This is a genomic window from Eisenbergiella tayi (assembly GCF_001881565.1).
GTDB lineage: Bacteria > Bacillota > Clostridia > Lachnospirales > Lachnospiraceae > Eisenbergiella > Eisenbergiella tayi.
This window is the reverse complement of the sequence record NZ_MPDJ01000012.1, coordinates 119,490-138,244: the sequence shown is the minus strand read 5'-3', so window position 1 is coordinate 138,244 and position 18,755 is coordinate 119,490. Positions and strand designations below refer to the sequence as shown.

At 46.8% G+C, this 18,755-nt stretch carries 15 protein-coding genes and 1 pseudogene; 5 read left to right on the top strand and 11 right to left on the bottom strand.

From position 1 onward, the window contains the following. Position 1: 1 nt before the first annotated feature. The 9 genes from BLA28_RS29970 to gpmI all read right to left on the bottom strand — a co-directional run bounded on the left by BLA28_RS29970 (position 2) and on the right by gpmI (position 11,034). Complete coding sequence (locus BLA28_RS29970) at positions 2-985, bottom strand: ABC transporter ATP-binding protein (RefSeq protein WP_044972963.1); 984 nt, start codon at positions 983-985, stop codon at positions 2-4. Then, positions 978-1,985: an ABC transporter ATP-binding protein gene (locus BLA28_RS29965; protein WP_009252894.1), complete on the bottom strand. Its 1,008-nt coding sequence runs from the start codon at positions 1,983-1,985 to the stop codon at positions 978-980. Before BLA28_RS29965 ends, BLA28_RS29970 begins: the two co-directional genes overlap by 8 nt. Before the next feature lie 4 nt (positions 1,986-1,989). After that, a complete protein-coding gene (locus tag BLA28_RS29960; RefSeq protein ID WP_009252895.1) occupies positions 1,990-3,066 on the bottom strand; it encodes an ABC transporter permease in 1,077 nt (358 codons plus the stop codon). Between the two features lie 13 nt (positions 3,067-3,079). Continuing rightward, positions 3,080-3,991, bottom strand: coding sequence for an ABC transporter permease (locus BLA28_RS29955; RefSeq protein WP_009252896.1), 912 nt, complete (start codon positions 3,989-3,991; stop codon positions 3,080-3,082). A 469-nt stretch (positions 3,992-4,460) separates the two neighbouring features. Further along, positions 4,461-5,765, bottom strand: coding sequence for a phosphopyruvate hydratase (gene eno / locus BLA28_RS29950; protein WP_009252897.1), 1,305 nt, complete (start codon positions 5,763-5,765; stop codon positions 4,461-4,463). A gap of 80 nt (positions 5,766-5,845) precedes the next feature. Next, the gene (locus tag BLA28_RS29945) at positions 5,846-8,035 is read right to left on the bottom strand and encodes a DUF6449 domain-containing protein (protein WP_071699691.1); all 2,190 of its coding nucleotides are present in this window, start codon (positions 8,033-8,035) and stop codon (positions 5,846-5,848) included. Continuing rightward, on the bottom strand, positions 8,007-8,912 hold the full coding sequence (locus tag BLA28_RS29940; protein ID WP_071699690.1) for an ABC transporter ATP-binding protein: 906 nt from the start codon (positions 8,910-8,912) through the stop codon (positions 8,007-8,009). Before BLA28_RS29940 ends, BLA28_RS29945 begins: the two co-directional genes overlap by 29 nt. Continuing rightward, entirely contained in the window at positions 8,905-9,306 is a 402-nt protein-coding gene (locus BLA28_RS29935) for a GntR family transcriptional regulator (protein ID WP_044972965.1), read from the bottom strand. The genes BLA28_RS29940 and BLA28_RS29935 overlap by 8 nt, the downstream gene beginning before the upstream one ends. Before the next feature lie 186 nt (positions 9,307-9,492). Then, the gene (gpmI, locus tag BLA28_RS29930) at positions 9,493-11,034 is read right to left on the bottom strand and encodes a 2,3-bisphosphoglycerate-independent phosphoglycerate mutase (protein WP_071699689.1); all 1,542 of its coding nucleotides are present in this window, start codon (positions 11,032-11,034) and stop codon (positions 9,493-9,495) included. A 252-nt stretch (positions 11,035-11,286) separates the two neighbouring features. Between gpmI and BLA28_RS29925 the strand changes: the two genes are divergently transcribed. The 3 genes from BLA28_RS29925 (at position 11,287) to BLA28_RS29915 (ending at position 16,409) form a co-directional block, all read left to right on the top strand. Next, on the top strand, positions 11,287-12,456 hold the full coding sequence (locus BLA28_RS29925; RefSeq protein ID WP_071699688.1) for a cation diffusion facilitator family transporter: 1,170 nt from the start codon (positions 11,287-11,289) through the stop codon (positions 12,454-12,456). Positions 12,457-12,883: 427 nt separating this feature from the next. Next, on the top strand, positions 12,884-14,626 hold the full coding sequence (locus tag BLA28_RS29920; RefSeq protein WP_071699687.1) for an ABC transporter ATP-binding protein: 1,743 nt from the start codon (positions 12,884-12,886) through the stop codon (positions 14,624-14,626). A gap of 4 nt (positions 14,627-14,630) precedes the next feature. Beyond that, on the top strand, positions 14,631-16,409 hold the full coding sequence (locus BLA28_RS29915) for an ABC transporter ATP-binding protein (protein WP_009252907.1): 1,779 nt from the start codon (positions 14,631-14,633) through the stop codon (positions 16,407-16,409). Between the two features lie 100 nt (positions 16,410-16,509). On the opposite strand, the gene BLA28_RS29910 is transcribed toward BLA28_RS29915, so the two are convergent. Both BLA28_RS29910 and BLA28_RS34745 read right to left on the bottom strand, forming a co-directional pair. Next, entirely contained in the window at positions 16,510-17,364 is an 855-nt protein-coding gene (locus BLA28_RS29910) for a MerR family transcriptional regulator (protein WP_071699686.1), read from the bottom strand. 269 nt (positions 17,365-17,633) lie between these two features. Further along, a pseudogene (locus BLA28_RS34745) lies at positions 17,634-17,804 on the bottom strand (DUF6783 domain-containing protein). Here BLA28_RS34745 and BLA28_RS34840 point away from each other — a divergent pair. Continuing rightward, complete coding sequence (locus BLA28_RS34840; RefSeq protein ID WP_408607644.1) at positions 17,784-17,834, top strand: DUF6783 domain-containing protein; 51 nt, start codon at positions 17,784-17,786, stop codon at positions 17,832-17,834. The pseudogene BLA28_RS34745 and the gene BLA28_RS34840 sit on opposite strands and share 21 nt — an antisense overlap. A 194-nt stretch (positions 17,835-18,028) precedes the next feature. Then, a complete protein-coding gene (locus tag BLA28_RS29900; RefSeq protein WP_071699685.1) occupies positions 18,029-18,739 on the top strand; it encodes a YitT family protein in 711 nt (236 codons plus the stop codon). Positions 18,740-18,755: the final 16 nt, after the last annotated feature.

Sequence of the window (18,755 nt, the reverse complement as noted above, 5' to 3'; positions counted from 1 at the left end):
GCTACTTATTCCAGCAGGCAACCTGATGTCCGTTCCCTCTGTCTTTCAGACTCGGACACTCTTTAGCACACTGCTCCGTAGCGTATTTGCAGCGGGTACGGAATGAACAGCCGCTCGGCATATGCAGCGGACTGGGAACATCCCCCTCCAGAACAATACGATGTCTTTCCCGGGCCATTTTAGGATCCGGATAAGGCACTGCACTGAGAAGAGACTGCGTATAAGGGTGAATCGGATTGTCATTCAATTCATTGGAATCTGCAATCTCAACAATTCTTCCCAGATACATTACAGCAATTCTGTCGGAAATATGATGAACCACCAGCAAGTCGTGGGCGATAAACAGATATGCCACACCCAGCTTATCCTGAAGTTCCTCAAACATATTTATAACCTGTGCCTGAATGGAAACATCCAGGGCACTTACTGCCTCATCACAGACAATAAACTTGGGATCGGTTGCAAGCGCCCTTGCAATACCGATACGCTGCCGCTGTCCGCCGGAAAACTCATGAGCATAACGGGTTGCATGCTCCGCATTCAGGCCTACCAGCTCCATAAGATTTATGATCTTATCACGGCGTTCTCCTTTGGATGAATAGAGCTTATGCACATCCAGAGGTTCTCCGATAATATCCTCAATTGTCATACGGGGATTCAATGAAGAATAAGGATCCTGGAACACCATCTGCATTTCTTTTCTCATATGCCCGATGGTGGATCCATCCACCTTTTCCCCATTGTAAAACACTTCTCCTCCTGTAGGCGTATAAAGCCTCAGCAGGGAACGTCCTACCGTTGTCTTGCCGCAGCCGGATTCTCCCACCATTCCCAGAGTTTCACCGGGCTTGATGGCAAAGGATACACCATCTACAGCCTTCAGCGGAATCGTTTTCATAACACCGACTTTTATAGGAAAATACTGTTTCAGGTCATTGACCTCAACAAGATATTCGCTTTTCTTCGTTTTTGCCTCTTTACTCATGTTTTCCGCCTCCTTGCTTTGCCTCCATCGCTTCTTTCACATTCAGCCAGCAGGATGCGTAATGTCCGTCAGGCATCTGCATTTCCTGAGGAACTTCTTCTATACAGATTTTCATGGCGTTTTCACACCGCGGGCAGAAAGCACAGCCTTTGGGCATATTCAGCAGGTTAATAGGCGTACCCGGAATAGGGATCAGTTTTTCCCCGATTTTGTCTACATTCGGGATCGAACGCAGAAGGCCCTTGGTATATTCATGATGAGGACGGTAGAAAATATCTTCAGCCGTACCTCTTTCACACACACGTCCGCCGTACATAACGATAATTTCATCGCACATATCCGCGATAACACCCAGGTCATGGGTAACTATAATAATAGCCATTCCCAGCTTCTTCTGCAGATCCTGCATCAGTTCCAGAATCTGTGCCTGAATGGTAACATCCAGCGCTGTGGTAGGTTCATCAGCAATCAGTATGTCCGGTTCGCAGGCCAGAGCCATGGCGATCATAACACGCTGACGCATACCGCCTGACAGCTCATAAGGATACTGTTTCACACGTTTTTCCGGTTCATTCACCCCTACCAGAGTGAGCATTTCCACAGCACGTTCTTCAGCTGCCTTTCCCTTCCTGTCCGTGTGAAGCTCAATTGCCTCCTTCAGCTGGTTTCCAACCGTGAATACAGGATTCAGGCTGGTCATGGGATCCTGGAAAATGATGGAACAGCATTTTCCGCGGAATTCTCTCATCTGTTTCTCAGAAAATTTAGTGATATCATCGCCCTTATAAAACACATGGCCGCCTTTAATACCGCCGTTGCTTTCCAGGATACGCATAATGGAATAGGCTGTAACTGATTTACCGGAACCGGATTCTCCTACAATACCCAGGATTTTTCCGCGGTCCAGATCAAAGGAAATACCGTTGACAGCCATTACCTCCCCGTTATCTGTTGAAAAGGAGGTACGAAGTTCTTTTACCGAAAGTATACTATCACTCATTTTATTACCTCCTTAATTTCGGATCAAATGCATCCCTCAGACCATCTCCCAGCAGGTTAAATGCCAGTGTAATCAGACAGATCATAAGAGCCGGAAAGATCAGTTTGTAGGGATAAACATTTATTCCCGCTCTCGCAGCATTTGCAAGGGAACCAAGGGAAGGCATGGGTGCCTGAACGCCCAGACCGATAAAACTCAGGAAACTTTCCGTAAAGATCGCGGACGGTATCTGCAGCGCTGCGGAAATAATGATAACGCTGATACAGTTGGGAAGAATATGCTTGCGGATAATTCTTCCGGACTTCGCACCGCTGATCTTTGCCGCAAGCACATATTCATTCTGCTTGATGGTAAGGATCTGTCCACGTACAAGTCTGGCCATACCTGTCCAGTAAAGAAGGCCGAATACGATAAACAGGGAAATCATATTGGTGCCCAGCTTCTGCAAGGCCGGGTATTGATCAATGTTCAGAACCTCCCGGAGCACTACGGACAGCAGTACTACCATAAGCATATCCGGAAGAGAATATATAATATCTACAATACGCATCATAATAAGGTCTGTTTTCCCGCCGAAATAACCGGATATACTGCCGTACAGGACACCGATAATAAGAACGATGATCGCGGCAAATACACCTACGGTAAGGGAAACTCTTGTTCCGTATACAACACGGACGAAATAATCACGTCCCATTTCATCCGTTCCCATGATATGGGGAAATACTTCGCCGCCTTCATCAATAAAAGCCTGTTCTTTCTCTGAATACTGGAACGGAGCCATATTGGACGCGGTCTTATCACGCTTGCCATTCACAGAAATGATCTGGGAATAGGAATAAGGAACCACATGGGGCACGATCAGAATCATGGCAACAATCAATATGAGTACAACAATACTTCCCACAGCAAGCGGGTTTTTCATCAGCTTGCGCATGCCGTCCCTGAAGAAAGAAACGGACTCGCTCATCACATCCTGCTGCTTCTTCTCTTCATCTGTCGCTTTTTCAAATTTCTGTAAATCTATCTGTAAGCTCAAAGGAGACTTTTTCGGCATTTCATCTATATTTTTCTTATCCATTACTGGCCTCCTCCTAATCAAGTTTAATACGAGGGTCTACAAGCTTGTAGACGATATCTGTCAAAAGATTCATAGTAACCATCAGCACGGCAAGGAAAATTGTCGTACCCATGATCATGGGATAATCACGGTTGGTAATACCATCCACGAACTTTGCCCCGAGTCCGCCGATTGTGAAAATTTTCTCCACAACAAGAGAACCGGTCAATATAGATGCCGTCATAGGTCCCACATAAGTAATAACAGGAATTAACGCATTCCTTAAAGTATGCTTAAATATAACCTTCCAGCGGGCCACACCCTTCGCTCTTGCCGTACGCACATAATCCTGCCCCATTACGTCCAGCATACTCGTCTTGGTCAGACGGGTGATGTATGCCATCGGATAAGCCGCCAGCGCGATAACCGGAAGAACATAATTCTGATGGTTGGCATCCCATACCGGTATCAGCTTCAGCTGTACACAGAATACCAGCAGCAGCAATGTGGCAAAAACAAAGCTGGGCAGGGATGTAAACAAAGTGGAAAAGAAAATGATCAGACGATCCGGGAGCTTATTCCTGGTCAAAGCCGCCAGGCTGCCGAACACCAGACCAAAAGCAAGCGCTACGAGAATTGCCATACCGCCGAGCTTAGCTGATACATGGAAGGACTCAAAAATCAGAGTTTTGATATCACGGCCTGTTTTGGTGGAGATACCAAAATCACCATGAAGAAGATTTTTCATATAAATCACGAACTGCTCAGGCACAGGCTTATCCAGATTGTACCTTCTCTCCAGTGCGGCCTTAACCTCCGCAGATACTGCCTTCTCTCCATCAAACGGCCCGCCTGGTATCGCATTCATAGCAAAGAATGTGATGCCGCAGACAATCAAAATAGTCACTATAGCGAGAAGGATTCTCTTTACAACGTATTTTGTCAACTGAAACACTCCTTTTCTGTTTGTACTGGCCATTGGCAATACTGTGCAATGTAATCCGGTGACAGCAATGGCTGTTTAAAGAAAAATGACCTATTATCCCGTTGTCCTCCGCAGAAATACAAGTATGATTCTCCTGCGGACATACAGGCACTAAACAATGACGCCTGGCGAGCCAGCCGTCTCATGTCTGCATCAGCCCATAGTTCCCCACGAAGCTTTAATGCTGCCATATCTTTCTCTGTTTAACTTTTACACAGATCATATCATACCAGCTTTACAAATATACCACAATCCGATGGCCGATGCAAGATTTTTCAGATTTAAAACAAGATTTTCCAAAAAAATATTCCACAATTGTACAAATTGTGGAAGAGGCTCGTTTTTTTGTATAACAAAAAAGAAGTCCGGTATCTGTATGCCGGGCTTCTTTTTCTTCTATTAAATATAACTGTAATTCAGGGAATGTACACTAAATTTTGTTGAAAGGCTCTTTATAGCATGCGGCATATCCCAGCTCTTCTTCAATTCTCAGAAGCTGATTATATTTGGCAACCCTGTCGGTACGGCAGGGAGCGCCTGTTTTAATCTGTCCGGCGTTTACCGCAACGGCGATATCCGCTATCGTAGTATCCTCTGTTTCTCCGGAGCGATGGGAAATAATTGTTTTATATCCATTTTTCTGGGCCATACTGATTGCTTCAAAGGCTTCGGAAAGCGTGCCGATCTGATTGACCTTAATCAGTATGGCATTCGCAACACCCAGCTTTATTCCCGCATCCAGTCTTTTGGTATTCGTGACAAACAGATCATCTCCCACCAGCTGTACTTTATCCCCTAATCTTGCGGTGAGCATCTTCCAGCCGTCCCAGTCATCCTCAAAAAGCCCGTCTTCGATGGACAAAATAGGAAATTCCCGTACCAGCTCCTCATAATATTCCACCATGGCTTCGGAATCCCTGTATACTTCCTGGCCGCTCATTCTGCTTTCTCCGGGGAAGTAATACCGTTTTGATTTTTCATCATATAATTCACTGGCAGCTGCATCGATAGCTATCTTGATATCCTGTCCGGGGGTATAACCGCTGGCCTTTACCGCCTCCACTATCAGACGAAGGACATCGGAAGAGCTGCCCAGATTGGGAGCGAAACCGCCTTCATCTCCTACTGCTGTAGAAAGCCCTCTGTCCTTGCAGATCTTCTTCAGATTATGATAGATTTCCGCACAGATGCGTAAGCCGTCCCGGAAGGATTCCGCCTGGACCGGCATGATCATGAATTCCTGGAGGTCTACCGTATTATCTGCATGCTTTCCTCCGTTAAGGATATTCATCATGGGGACAGGAAGCTGTCTCGCATGAATTCCTCCCAGATACTGGTACAGCGGAATTTCCAGTGCTTTGGCGGCAGCCTTTGCCACTGCCATGGAAACGCCAAGCGTCGCATTGGCTCCCAGGTTGCTTTTGTTGTCCGTTCCGTCCGCATCCATCAGAATACGGTCTATTTCCAGCTGGCAAAGAGCATTCTTCCCTAACAGAGCCGCCTTCAGCTTCGTATTCACATTTTTGACGGCCTTCTGGACCCCCAGTCCAAAATATCTGGTCTCCCCGTCACGCAGTTCCACCGCTTCAAACTGTCCGGTAGACGCTCCGGATGGAACCGCCGCCCTTCCTGTAACCGCATTTTCCAGTGTTACTTCTGTTTCTACCGTAGGATTTCCTCTGGAATCCAGAATTTCTCTAGCATGTACGTCCGTAATTTCCAAATATAAATGCATACCTTCCTCACTTTCTGCTGCCGTCTGACAGCCAGTACTATCTTTCATAGTATTTTCCGAAAAAGGTATTTTTAACCTGATTATTCCGTTTTTGCAGTTGTTTTTTCTATCACGAACGCAGGGATACGATCCATTATCGGTACAAACCCGACATTGGATGACGTAAGTCCCATTCCAGGTTTGAAGGTAACACTGATATCATAATTATCATCCTGCAGTCTCCCTGTTATGCCGGAGCCGGAAATATCCATCAGGGAACGGGGATATAATGCAGGACAGATTTTCTTTATGTCCTCTTCATCCGTAAATGTTTCTGTAATAATCTGTTCATTGGAATAACTCACCGAACGCCCGCCATTTTTGGAATAAAAAACATCACTTTCTTTCAGATTATAGCAGGTTACACTGATACTGACCACCCGGCCGGCATCCACAAAGGTATAATCTTCAGCAAGTTCCTTATATGCGCCCTGTTCCTTCAGAAGAGATATGGTATCCTCAAAGTCCGGATATACCGGATAAGTCCAGGAATAATAATTGCCCTCCGGCTCTCCGTCCACATGGTATCTGAAGCTCAGGCTGCCCACCGGCAGCTGATTCATCATCATGCTGCAGCTGTAATCATCCAGATCCTCACTCAAAACCTTCAGCAGCCGGCTCATATCCCCCAGATAGGACACCTCCTCCAGCCCGTTGCTGAAAACAGCTTTCAGAAGATCTGCATTCTCCGTCATGACAGGATCATTTATCTGATACCGGTTATACTGGTAAGACCGGTCTGCAAAAATGGTATCCATCTCAGGCAGGGACTGTTCCAGATCCACCGCAGCAGCCCTGCATAAAGAACGCCCGTTTTTCAGATTGTATTTCAGATAAACGACAACATTGCTGTCATCATAAAAGTTCATATCCACTTCCTTTTCATGATCTCTGGCAGCCAGGGTCCTGATCGCTTCAATCGTCCTGGTATCCTCAGATTCCATGTGCGAAAGCATATATTCCTCATGATTGCTGTAATAAATATTTTTTTCAAACAGCCTTTCATAATTGCTGAAGCCATAAATATCCTGCCGGAAGGTAAACGCCACGCTGGCAATTTCATCCGTTTCCGGTATATATGTGTCATATCCGGTAAAATCAAAATATACGGCAGAGAATATCGCGGCTGCGGCAGCTCCTGCAGCAAGAATATGCCATTTTTTATTTAATACGGAATGGATATCAAATTCATAAATTATCTGAATGAGCCCATGACTCAGCAGAAGGCCGATAAGCATTCCCAATACGGTGAAAAACACACTGTCTCCGGAAAGCCCTCTGAACCACAGCCCTGCCAGCAGGGTAACCGGTATCATGAGCAGCAGCTTAATCACACTTTTGCTTTTCGTGAAGGCCATAGCCATACCGGCGGCTTCCGCTTTTCTTTTCCGGTACAGTACATATGCCGTTATTCCATAAACCAGGGCCTGAACGGCTATCACCGCAAGCTTTTCCAGGAAGCTTACCATGTACCTGCTCCCGTTTCCCCACAGATAGCTGGACATGTCACTGATTCCGTTCAGATATGTAAATACAGGTGAAGTCCAGGAATTACTGGTCGTATTTCCAAAGGAACAATAGGTTCTGAAAAAGGCGCTCTGCATTCCGTCCATAAGGAAACGTATCATGTATTCATACAGGAGAAATACACTGCAGCCCATCAGGGTTACAAGTACATTTCCCGTCAGCATCACCGCCATGATGGAAAGATTATAAACGGCTGTAAAAAACAGCATATTGCAGAGGAAACCGCCTAACCCAAACAGTATAGTTTTCACGGAAAACGCCCCAAGCACTCCCCCCACCGCAAAAGCGAGCAGAAGGGCACAGAAATAACATACCCCATAGATTCCGATTCCATTCAGATAAATGGTAATGTACCTTTTTACGGAAGAAACCGGCATACTCATGTACATATCTGTTTTTTTACGGCTGTAAAGCCAGGAAAACCCCTGAATGGCAAACAGTACGGCAAAAGCAGCCGTTATGATAAGAAGAACCTGATCGAAGGAAACGGCATTCATGAAATTACGGGCTACCCATTCCGGTCCGTCGAAAATGCCCATATAATAGACCGTGCCATTTTCCACATTCTTCCTGTCCACAGAAATAGCCATAGCCTGGCAAACCGGCAGCACAAGGAACATGGACAGCATACACAGAAGAACGGTCCAGCCCCGTCTCTTCAGATTTTCCCTTATCCTAACCCAGAAGGAGTTTTTTGATATCATAACCGGTTACCTCCGTTTCACTGATAAAAATTTCTTCCAGAGACAAAGGCAGGACCTCGTAAAAGTAGGTCTCCGCCGCGGCGAACTGCGCCAGGATTTCATCTCTGCCCCCTCTTACGGTCAGGGTATGCAGAGAACCTCTTTTTTCTTTTTTAACTATATCAAGGACAGACAGCAGCTTATCGGCTTCCTCCTCTGAGGAAAAGACACACTGCACCTTCTGTATATTGCATTTCATATCCTCCAGTTCCCTGGAAAGAAGCACTCCTCCGTGATGGAGAAGGCCCACATGGTCGCAAATATCCTCAAGCTCGCGCAGGTTATGGGAGGCAATTATGGGAGTCAGGCCTCTCCGCTCCATTTCCTGGGCAAAAATACTTTTGATTCCCTGTCTCATAACCGGATCCAGCCCGTCAAAGGTCTCGTCACAGAATAAATATTTGGTTCCGGAGCAGATCCCGCATATAAGGGCCAGCTGCTTTTTCATTCCCTTGGAGAAGGTATTTATTTTCCTTCTGCTGTCCAGACCGAAGTTCGCCAGATACAGATAATAGGACTCTCTGCTGAATGCCGAAAAAACACTGCTGTAGTATTTTTCCATGTCTCTTGGAGTTGCATTGGAAAAAAAGTAAGGCTCGTCTCCAATAAAGAAAAACATTTTCTTTGCATTAACATTATCATATACCTGCATGCCATCAATTAAAACCAGGCCTGTGTCCGGCTTAAGCACTCCGGCAAGCATACGCAGCATTGTACTTTTTCCAGCTCCGTTCGTTCCGATTAAACCGAACACATTTTCCTCTTTTACAGAAAAGCTTACATGATCCACCGCTCTGGTTTTGCCAAACTGCTTTGATACATCTTTGATCTCAATCATAGCAAAAATCCTCCCCGGAAGTTACATGCAGGACCTTCTCCTGCCGTTCCCCCAAATAATCCGACAGTTCCTGCCGGCTTATCCCTATTTCACCGGCCTCCCTGACAATTTCCTCCAGTTTTCTGTATATTTCATCCTTACGGTAACGCAGCAGGCTTTCGTCATAAGCCACAAAATTCCCCCTGCCCTTTACCGTATATATAAAACCTTCCCGTTCCAGCTCTGAATAAGCCCGCTGTATCGTGTTTGGATTGATGGAAAGCTCCACCGCCAGGCTCCTGACCGAGGGCATCTTGGTATTTGGTTCCAATGCGCCTGTCAGGATAAGCTTCTGGAACTTGTCCACCACCTGCTCATATATTGGCCTGGCATCCTTATAATCAAGTATAATCATAGGACTCCTTTCTGCATGTAAATGCTGTGTCAAGTGTACTAATTATACTGGTACACTTAATGTACCACATTCAGGCAATTATAGCAATAATTTGTTACAGAATTGTTACAAAAAAAGGAAATCTTCGCTTTTTTTAGACAAAAGCAAAGATTTCCTTTCCTGGATTTATTCCGAATTCACAATTCTTTATTTCTTAATCAGCAGGGACTTTCCTGTCATTTCCGCAGGCTGTTCTTTTCCCATAACCTGAATCAGGGTAGGAATAATATCAGCCAGGCATCCGCCTTCTCTCAGAGTATAGGCCGGATCGTAATTCACAAGGATAAAAGGCACCTGATTCGTCGTATGTGCGGTAAAAGGCGCACCGGTTTCGTAATCCACCAGCTGCTCCGCATTGCCGTGATCCGCACAGATAAACATTACGCCTTCCACACTCTTTACCGCTTCCACTGCCTTGCCGACGCATTCATCCACGGCTTCCACTGCCTTGATTGCAGCACCTTCCACACCGGTATGGCCAACCATATCCGGATTGGCAAAATTAATAATAATCACATCGTATTTATCGGACTTGATGGCTTCCACCAGTTTGCCGCATACCTCATATGCGCTCATTTCCGGCTTCAGATCATAGGTAGCGACCTTGGGGGAATTCACGAGGATTCTTTCCTCCCCTTTATTGGGAGTCTCCACGCCGCCGTTAAAGAAAAATGTAACATGGGCATATTTTTCTGTTTCCGCAATTCGGGCCTGGGTCATATTATTATCAGCCAGCCACTCACCGAAGGTATTGGTGATATCCACCTTGTGGAAAGCTACTTCCTTGTTGGGAATGGTGGGATCATACTCTGAAAAGCAGACATATGTGATATCCAGTCTCTTATCCCTTGCAAAGCCGCTGAAATCATCATCACAGAATGCATGGGTAATTTCCCTCGCACGGTCCGGGCGGAAATTAAAGAAGATAATGGAGTCCTTATCCTGAACCGTTGCCAGAGGCGCGCCGTCTCTTGTTACTACGGTAGGTTTCACGAATTCATCCGTTTCATTTCTGTCATAGGAAGCCTGGATCCCTTCCGGGCCGCTCTGGGCTGTCAGGCCTTCACCCTTAGTCAGGGCATCATATGCAAGCTTCACACGGTCATAATTATTATCTCTGTCCATGGCGTAATAACGTCCCATAACGGAGGCTACTTCACCAACGCCGATTTCTTTCATTTTCGCTTCCAGCTGCTCCACATATCCCTTGCCGCTGGACGGAGGCGTATCACGGCCATCCAGGAAGCAATGTACATATACCTTCTTAAGGCCATTCCGCTTTGCCAGTTCCAGTAAGCCGTAAATATGAGTAATGTGGCTGTGGACACCTCCGTCGGATACGAGACCGTACAGATGAAGAGAGGAATCATTCTTCCTGCAGTTGGCAACCGCATCCAGCAGCGCCGGATTTTCAAAGAAAGTGCCGTCCTGTATTTCTTTCGTAATTCTTGTCAGCTCCTGATATACGATACGGCCGGCACCCATGTTCAGATGCCCTACCTCGGAATTTCCCATCTGTCCGTCAGGAAGTCCTACCGCCATCCCGCTTGCATTTCCCTTTACAAAAGGATACTCTGCCATCAGCTTGTCCATGACAGGCGTCTTTGCTTCTGCCACAGCGTTTCCTTCTTTTTTGTCGTTCAGGCCATAGCCGTCAAGAATCATTAATACTACTGGTTTCTTGCTCATCTTTTTCTCCTTTTTCTACCATATAAAAATGTAAATGTTACATCCTGATAACTGTTATAATAAGACCGTCGGCTGCACGCTTCCGGCTTATTCCTCTGAAATTATACACGTTTTCCGCCAAAGGCGCAATACGTTTTTGCCCGCAGGAATAATTGACGACGGGGATTGTAATTTCCGGAAGAAATGTTAAAATGAGGAATACCGGAAACGGATTATTTTTATTATTATTTATTGTACATAGGAGGTTATCATATGGTGCGTCTTCTTGCACGTATATTAATAAAGGATTATGATCAGACAGAGCAGCCCGCTGTCAGACAGGCCTATGGGATCCTGTGCGGCGGGATCGGAATTGCTTTTAATATTTTATTGTTCGCAGGGAAATTTTTAGCCGGGTCCATCAGCAGGTCCATAGCCATTACCGCGGATGCCTTCAACAACCTTTCCGATGCCGGTTCCTCCCTGCTCACACTGATCGGATTTAAAATGGCCGGGCAGAAGCCGGATACGGAGCATCCCTTCGGCCATGGAAGAATCGAATATCTCACAGGGCTGCTGGTTTCCCTTTTGATCCTGCTGATGGGATTTGAGCTTGTAAAGTCTTCCTTTCTTAAAATCCTGCACCCGGAGGATACGGAATGCACTCCCCTGGTTATTATCATCCTGCTTATATCCATCGCTGTCAAATTCTATATGTTCCTGTACAACCGCTCAACAGGGAAGGAAATCGCCAGTTCCGCCATGCTGGCAACAGCGACGGACAGCTTCAGCGACATGCTCTCCACAGCCGTTGTGCTTGCAGCAACCCTGATTGGCAAATTTACCGGCCTTCATATCGATGGCTGGTGCGGCCTTTTGGTAGGTATCTTCATACTCTATGCCGGTTTTTCCGCCGCGAAAGATACCATCAGCCCCCTGCTTGGACAGCCTCCTGAAAAAGCCTTTGTAAAACGGATTGAATCCATTGTGCTCAGCAATCCCAACGTCCTCGGAATCCATGATCTGGTCGTACACGATTACGGACCGGGCCGGGTAATGATATCCCTGCATGCGGAGGTTCCTGCCTCGGGAGACATGCTTCGTCTGCATGACGCCATAGACAATATCGAACGTGATCTGAACCGGGAGCTCCACTGTGAAGCGGTCATTCATATGGATCCTGTTATGAATGATGACGCCCAGACACAGGAGCTGAAAGAAAAAGCCACTGTTTTTCTCCATGAGCTGGACGCTTCTCTCAACCTGCATGATTTCCGTATCGTTAAAGGGCCCACACATACCAATATCATATTTGATATTCTTGTCCCCTTCCACTTCCAATACAGCGATTCCGAAATCACCTCTTTTATGGAAGAGAAAATACGCGGCCTGGATCCCTCCTATTATGCTGTAATAAATCTGGATCGGGATTATACTACATAATTATAAAAAGGGAATTGACAAAACACACGGCACCGTGGTAAGGTATAAGTACTCTGTAACCGAAACAAATATTAAGAAAAGGAGGTAAAACCTATGTCGAACGGAAACAGAAAGATCACTGCAGCATCGGACAATGAGAACAGACTGGGGATTGCCTCTTGGTATTATAACGCTTCGCTCACTTTCTAAGATCTTACGGGATTTTATACCGTATTTCTTATTCATAAAGGGCTAAGGCGGCATTTTACCACGACAGGTAATTCTGGCGTGGTTTTTTTGTGGAAATACATCCCTCTGCCTGTTGGCAGGGACATTTCCCAAGGCCGTTTTACTGCCTTCACCACGCCGGGAAGCATATTCTGCTTCCTCTTTCTTTTCTTTCATTTTCCCGGTTTACAATCTTACATAAGGGGGATCTATCACAATTATGAAAAAGTTATCCAGTTACTTAATGGAACACAAATTCGGTTATCTTCTCGGATTCGTTTCCATGGTAATCGCCGTATCCTTAGATATGGTGTCACCACAGCTCACAAAGCATATTATCGATGATGTTATCGTAGGCGGGCGGATTGAAATCCTGAAATACCTGCTGGGCGGTATCCTTATTGTGGGCGCCGGCCGATGTGTGTTCGGCTATACCAAAGAGTTCACTTTTGACCGGATTGGCTCTTCCATCGCAACTGATATGCGAAAGGACCTTTTTTCCCATATACAGTCCCTGAGCGCGGATTATTTTGACAAAACCAACACCGGAGAACTGATGTCCCGCGTCAAGGATGATATCGACCGAATCTGGAATGCGGTCAGTTATGTGAGCATGCTCATCCTTGAAGTGGTTTTCCATACCGGCATCGTGCTTTTCTGTATGTACCGCCTGAATTGGAAGCTGGCGCTGATTCCTACCGCCGCCATGCTGATCACCGGTACCATTGCCATTCTCGAGGAACGCCGCCTGGGAGTTATTTATGAAGATATCAGCGAAGAAAACGCCGTTCTTAATACGGTGGCGGAGGAAAATCTGGCCGGTGTGCGTACCGTTAAGGCCTTTGCGAGGGAAAAATTTGAAATCGGAAAGTTTCTGTCTCACAATAACCGTTATTATGAACTGAATATGCGTCAGTCCAAGGTTTTTGTAAAATATTATCCTTACTTTTCACTGATAACAAAGCTTCTTCCACTGATCATTCTGTTTTTCGGAGGCGGGCTGGTCATTCAGGGCAAGCTGAGTATCGGAAGCCTGAGCGCCTTTGTGGAATATTCCATGAACATCGTATGGCCCATGGAAATGCTGGGCTGGCTTTCCAATGACTTCTCCTCTGCCGTGGGAAGCTACCGCAAAATCAGAAAAATATATAATGTAAAGCCTTCTATCTCGGAACCTGAGGTTCCTGAAATACTTCCCGCAGTGAAAGGGAAGGTGGAATTCAGGAATGTGTCCTTTCATAAGGAAGACGGTTATGAAATCCTTCATGATATCTCTTTCTGTGTGCAGCCCGGCAATACCATCGGCATTATGGGCGCCACAGGCGCGGGAAAGACCTCTATCATCCAGCTGCTTCAGCGTTTGTATGACGCTACAGACGGAAATGTTTACGTGGATGACGTTGACATCCGTAATTTATCCTTAAAACAGCTGAGAAGCAATATCTCTCTTGTCATGCAGGATGTTTTCCTCTTTTCCGACACAATCAGCGAAAATGTAAAGCTGGGAAAAAGGGGTATGGTGGACGCATCGACAATACGCGGGGCTTCCGCCTGCGCCCAGGCCAGTGAATTCATTGAAAAGCTGGATGAACAATATGAAACGGTGATCGGGGAGCGGGGAGTCGGCCTTTCCGGCGGACAGAAGCAGCGTATCAGCATCGCCCGCGCCATCGCCAAAAAAAATCCGATTCTGGTCCTGGACGATTCCACAAGCGCTCTGGATATGGAAACGGAATACGCTATCCAGCAGGCGCTGCTGGAGCTTACCGAAACCACAAAGCTGATTATTGCCCACCGTATCAGCGCGGTCCGAAATGCGGATGAGATCATCGTGCTGGAAAACGGTTCTATTAAGGAAAGAGGAACACATGAAAGCCTTCTTTCCCAGAAGGGGCTTTACTATGAAACCTGGCAGGCACAATATAGTGTGCTCGGCACCGGCCAGGAAAGGAAGGAGGCGTAAAAACATGCCTGTTAATTCTTACAGAGATGACGAAAAAACTATAGAAGTCGGGAAAATGGCCACATTGGGACGCCTCTTTAAATATCTGCTCGCCTATAAGCTGCAGATCGTAGGTGTTTTGTTCATCATGGGGTTCTGCGTTGTTGTAACCCTGTTAAATCCTCTGATCATGGAGTCCGCGGTGGATGATTATATCACTGCGGGGGATTTTACGGGACTGGGACGGCTGATCCTATTTGCCATAGTCCTGAACCTGATTATGGTCCTGGGAATCAAGCTTCGTATGTATGTGATGGCAAAAGTGTGCAACAGCATCCTTGTCACCATCCGCCAGGAGCTGTATACCCATATCCAAACCCTGGATTTCCAGTTCTTTGACAGCCGTCCCACAGGAAAAATTCTCGCCCGTATTATCGGCGACATCAACTCCCTGAAGGATGTACTGTCCAATTGTGTCACCACTCTGATCCCGGATTTTATCACCATCTGCGCGGTAGTGGCAATTATGTTTGTAAAAAGCCCGGGGCTGGCGGCGGCCTCCATGGTCAGTCTTCCTTTAATGGCGGTCTGCATCTGGTATATCCAGACACGCTCTCACAAAAGATGGCAGATCCACCGGAAAAAATCTTCCAACCTGAATGCTTTTGTCCACGAAGATCTGTCCGGTATCCGGATCATCCAGAGCTTCGGGGCCGAAGAAGAAACCATGGAAACCTTCCGGGAGCTGACAAAGGAGCACCGGGATTCCTTTATCCATGCGGTCCGCCTGAATGACGCCATCGGTTCTGTCATCGATTTCTGCTGGGGCCTGGGAATTGTTTCCCTTTATTTTACAGGTATTATCATAATCGGAGTGGATAAGGTATCCATCGGTACCTTCATCGCATTCGGAACCTATATTTCCATGTTCTGGCATCCTATTATGAACCTGAGTAATTTCTATAATCAGATGATTACCAATATAGCGGGTGCGGAACGAGTATTTGAAATCATGGATACCCCCTCTGCTATCACCGATCAGGATGGAGTGAGGGAGCTTCCCCAGATTCAGGGAGATGTGGTTTTTGATAAGGTAACTTTCTCCTATGACGGCACAGCTAAAATATTGAATCAGGTAAGCTTCCACATCAATCCGGGAGAAACCATTGCGCTGGTCGGCCCCACAGGAGCCGGCAAAACCACTATTGTCAATCTGATCAGCCGTTTCTACGACATTCAGGAAGGCCATGTTTATATTGACGGCTACGATGTCAGAGAGGTATCTATCGAAAGCCTGCGGCATCAGATGGGCATTATGACCCAGGATAACTTCCTGTTCTCAGGAACCATTAAGGATAACATCCGCTACGGAAAGCTGGATGCCACGGACGAAGAAATCATCGCCGCGGCCAAAGCCGTGAATGCCCATGATTTCATCATGAAGCTGGATAAAGGCTATGATACCCTCTTAAGCGAAAGAGGCGGCGGCCTGTCCATCGGCCAGAAACAGCTGCTTGCATTTGCCCGGACCATGGTATCGGATCCCCGCATTCTGATACTGGATGAAGCGACCTCCAGTATCGACACGAAAACGGAGCTGCTGGTACAGTCCGGCATCGAAAATCTGCTGAAAGGCCGCACTTCCTTTGTAATAGCCCACAGGCTTTCCACTATCCAGAAGGCAGACCGTATCTTTGTCATTGATAACGGCACCATTGTGGAAGAAGGAAACGCAGCTTCGCTGATGGCCAGAAAAGGGGCTTATTATCAGCTATATATGAGCCAGTTCAAAAATGTTATCTAACAGGAAAACATAACATGTGCCCGCCGGGCACACAAAAAAAGCGGCCTTCTGTCATTTTATCCGACCGAAGGCTGCTTTTTCATTCTTTTCTGATTCCGTTCTAATTCCGTTCTTTCACCCGTATCTGCAGTTCGGTGACAAATTCCTCCGTTTTCATTGTGTATCGGTTATCAACCGGATACAGCTCCAGAATATCCCCCGTTATCTCTAATCCTCTGCGGGAGGCTTCTTCCAGCAGCGCCAGCGCCCGCTGCGGCGACTGTCGGTATTCCCCCCGATAAAAGGTGCTCAAATAGGTCCCTTCCGGCAAAAGGAAATCATACCCTTCCTGAGAAACACCCTCTCCCAATTGCACTTTCCCTTCCCCACACTCCCCATCCCGAAGAATAAAAAACACGGAATGAAACAGATTATAAACACCATTTCTCACATCCTCAGGAGAAAGACTGGCTCCGAAATTCTGATCCCCTATACTGCGTATTTTGTCTTCATGCCTTTTCTGCAGCCTTTTTATGGCGAAATCAACCTCTTCATCCCTCGTTATATCCTCATCCAGCCGCAGACAATATCTGTCGGAACAAGATATCAGACGATAAGAGTTTTCTTCTGTTTCCCTGTATTTCTGAATGTGCGCCATTCTTCTCTCTATGGATTTTTCCACAAGCCTCAACTGTTCCTGCTGCTCCCGGATAGTTTTCTTTTCATCCTCCAGCATACGGAGGGTATTTTCCAGATTCATATCATCAAGATATGCCCTTACCTGTTTCATAGAAAAGCCCAGCTGAAGCAAATCCCGAATCGTATTTAACCGGCAGATATCCTTCAGACGATACAAACGATAGTTATTCTTTCCCCGCTTCGGCTCAAGAGCTCCAATCTCTTCATAATAACGAAGAGAATCCGTTCCGATTCCATACAATTTTGAAATCTCACTGATGGTATAATAATCCTTCATGTTACCACTCCCGTCTTCTCTTTTAAAATGAGTTATTAAAGCATTCATGTATAAAAATACAAAAAATAATTGACCTTAGTATTATACCAGAGTTTATAATCTTTTTGCACCCAAAAATTACGTACCGGGTACAGATAAAAAAAGTGAGTGCCGCCGTCCGTGTCCCGGATGCCCTCCGATGCGGCCCGGCTTCCTCACGGCCCTTATCCCCGGTACGAGCCGCCGCCCTGCAAGGATTCCTCTCAGGGGCGTTATAAGCTCGCCGGTCCTTAGGCTGCGTATTTTGCAGCCTTAGAGCGTGTTTGAAAATTGCTTTCTGCAAGATGTGCGTTACAGTTTGTGGGGAATATGTTCCAAATTCATGAGGCGTAGCGGGCTACGTTGATTGAATTTGGAACATATTCCACGCAAAGTGGAGCGTGCAGATTGCGGGAATGAATTTTCAAACACACTCTAGTACCGCTGCGTGATTATCCGAGCGGAAGCGTCCCCTATAAGGAACCTTGCAGGGCGGCGGCTCGTACCGGGGATAAGGGCCGTGAGGAAGCCGGGCCGCATCGGAGGGCATCCGGGACACGGACGGCGGCACTCACTTTTTTTATCTGCACTCATATCCCCCCACTCAAGACCCGCAAAAAATAAAAGACAGAAACGAGGTTTTACTTTGCGCACACTTTTACAAAAGAATTACAGGAAAACCCTTAAAACCCTAAAGGATATTTTCCCTCTGAAAACTGTTTTATCCATTCTGGCCGGAACCGCAATTCTGGCCTTCGGCATGGTGAATATCCATAAACGCGTCCACATAACAGAAGGCGGCGTCCTTGGCATGATTCTGCTGCTCAACTACTGGTTTGCCATACCTGCCGCCCTGCTGTCTCCTCTGCTGGACGCCCTATGCTATCTTTTTGGCTTCCGGTATCTGGGCAGAGAATTTCTCATCCGCTCCATCGCCGCAACACTATGCCTTGCCGGCTTCCTGAAGCTGTGGGAAAGCCTGCCCTTTCTTCTTCCCGACCTGACCTCACGCCCGCTTCTGGCCGCCGTTGCCGGAGCCTGTTTCGTAGGAATCGGCGTGGGTCTTGTGGTCAGGCAGAAGGCCTCCAGCGGAGGGGATGATGCCCTGGCAATGGTTATCGCCAAACTCACACACTGTAAAATAGCCCGGGCCTATCTGGCAACCGACATAACGGTGCTCATTCTCTCCCTGACTTATATACCGCTTGGCAGGATTGCTTATTCCTTCGTTACCGTAACCATTTCCTCTCTGCTCATTGACTTTATCCAGGACTTCAGCATAGAGGCATGGAAAAAGAAGCTTTCATGCCTCGCCGCCGGGAAACAGCCCCTGCCCGGGCCGGAGGATTCGGAATAAGCCCTGCAAGATGGAA

Bases quoted from the DNA above. Each gene is read 5' to 3' on its own strand.
- BLA28_RS29940 (WP_071699690.1), bottom strand. From the start codon at position 8,912: ATGATTGAGATCAAAGATGTATCAAAGCAGTTTGGCAAAACCAGAGCG.
- BLA28_RS29960 (WP_009252895.1), bottom strand. From the start codon at position 3,066: ATGGATAAGAAAAATATAGATGAAATGCCGAAAAAGTCTCCTTTGAGC.
- BLA28_RS29945 (WP_071699691.1), bottom strand. From the start codon at position 8,035: ATGATATCAAAAAACTCCTTCTGGGTTAGGATAAGGGAAAATCTGAAG.
- gpmI (WP_071699689.1), bottom strand. From the start codon at position 11,034: ATGAGCAAGAAACCAGTAGTATTAATGATTCTTGACGGCTATGGCCTG.
- BLA28_RS29920 (WP_071699687.1), top strand. From the start codon at position 12,884: ATGAAAAAGTTATCCAGTTACTTAATGGAACACAAATTCGGTTATCTT.
- BLA28_RS29910 (WP_071699686.1), bottom strand. From the start codon at position 17,364: ATGAAGGATTATTATACCATCAGTGAGATTTCAAAATTGTATGGAATC.
- BLA28_RS29935 (WP_044972965.1), bottom strand. From the start codon at position 9,306: ATGATTATACTTGATTATAAGGATGCCAGGCCAATATATGAGCAGGTG.
- eno (WP_009252897.1), bottom strand. From the start codon at position 5,765: ATGCATTTATATTTGGAAATTACGGACGTACATGCTAGAGAAATTCTG.
- BLA28_RS29970 (WP_044972963.1), bottom strand. From the start codon at position 985: ATGAGTAAAGAGGCAAAAACGAAGAAAAGCGAATATCTTGTTGAGGTC.
- BLA28_RS29965 (WP_009252894.1), bottom strand. From the start codon at position 1,985: ATGAGTGATAGTATACTTTCGGTAAAAGAACTTCGTACCTCCTTTTCA.
- BLA28_RS29915 (WP_009252907.1), top strand. From the start codon at position 14,631: ATGCCTGTTAATTCTTACAGAGATGACGAAAAAACTATAGAAGTCGGG.
- BLA28_RS29925 (WP_071699688.1), top strand. From the start codon at position 11,287: ATGGTGCGTCTTCTTGCACGTATATTAATAAAGGATTATGATCAGACA.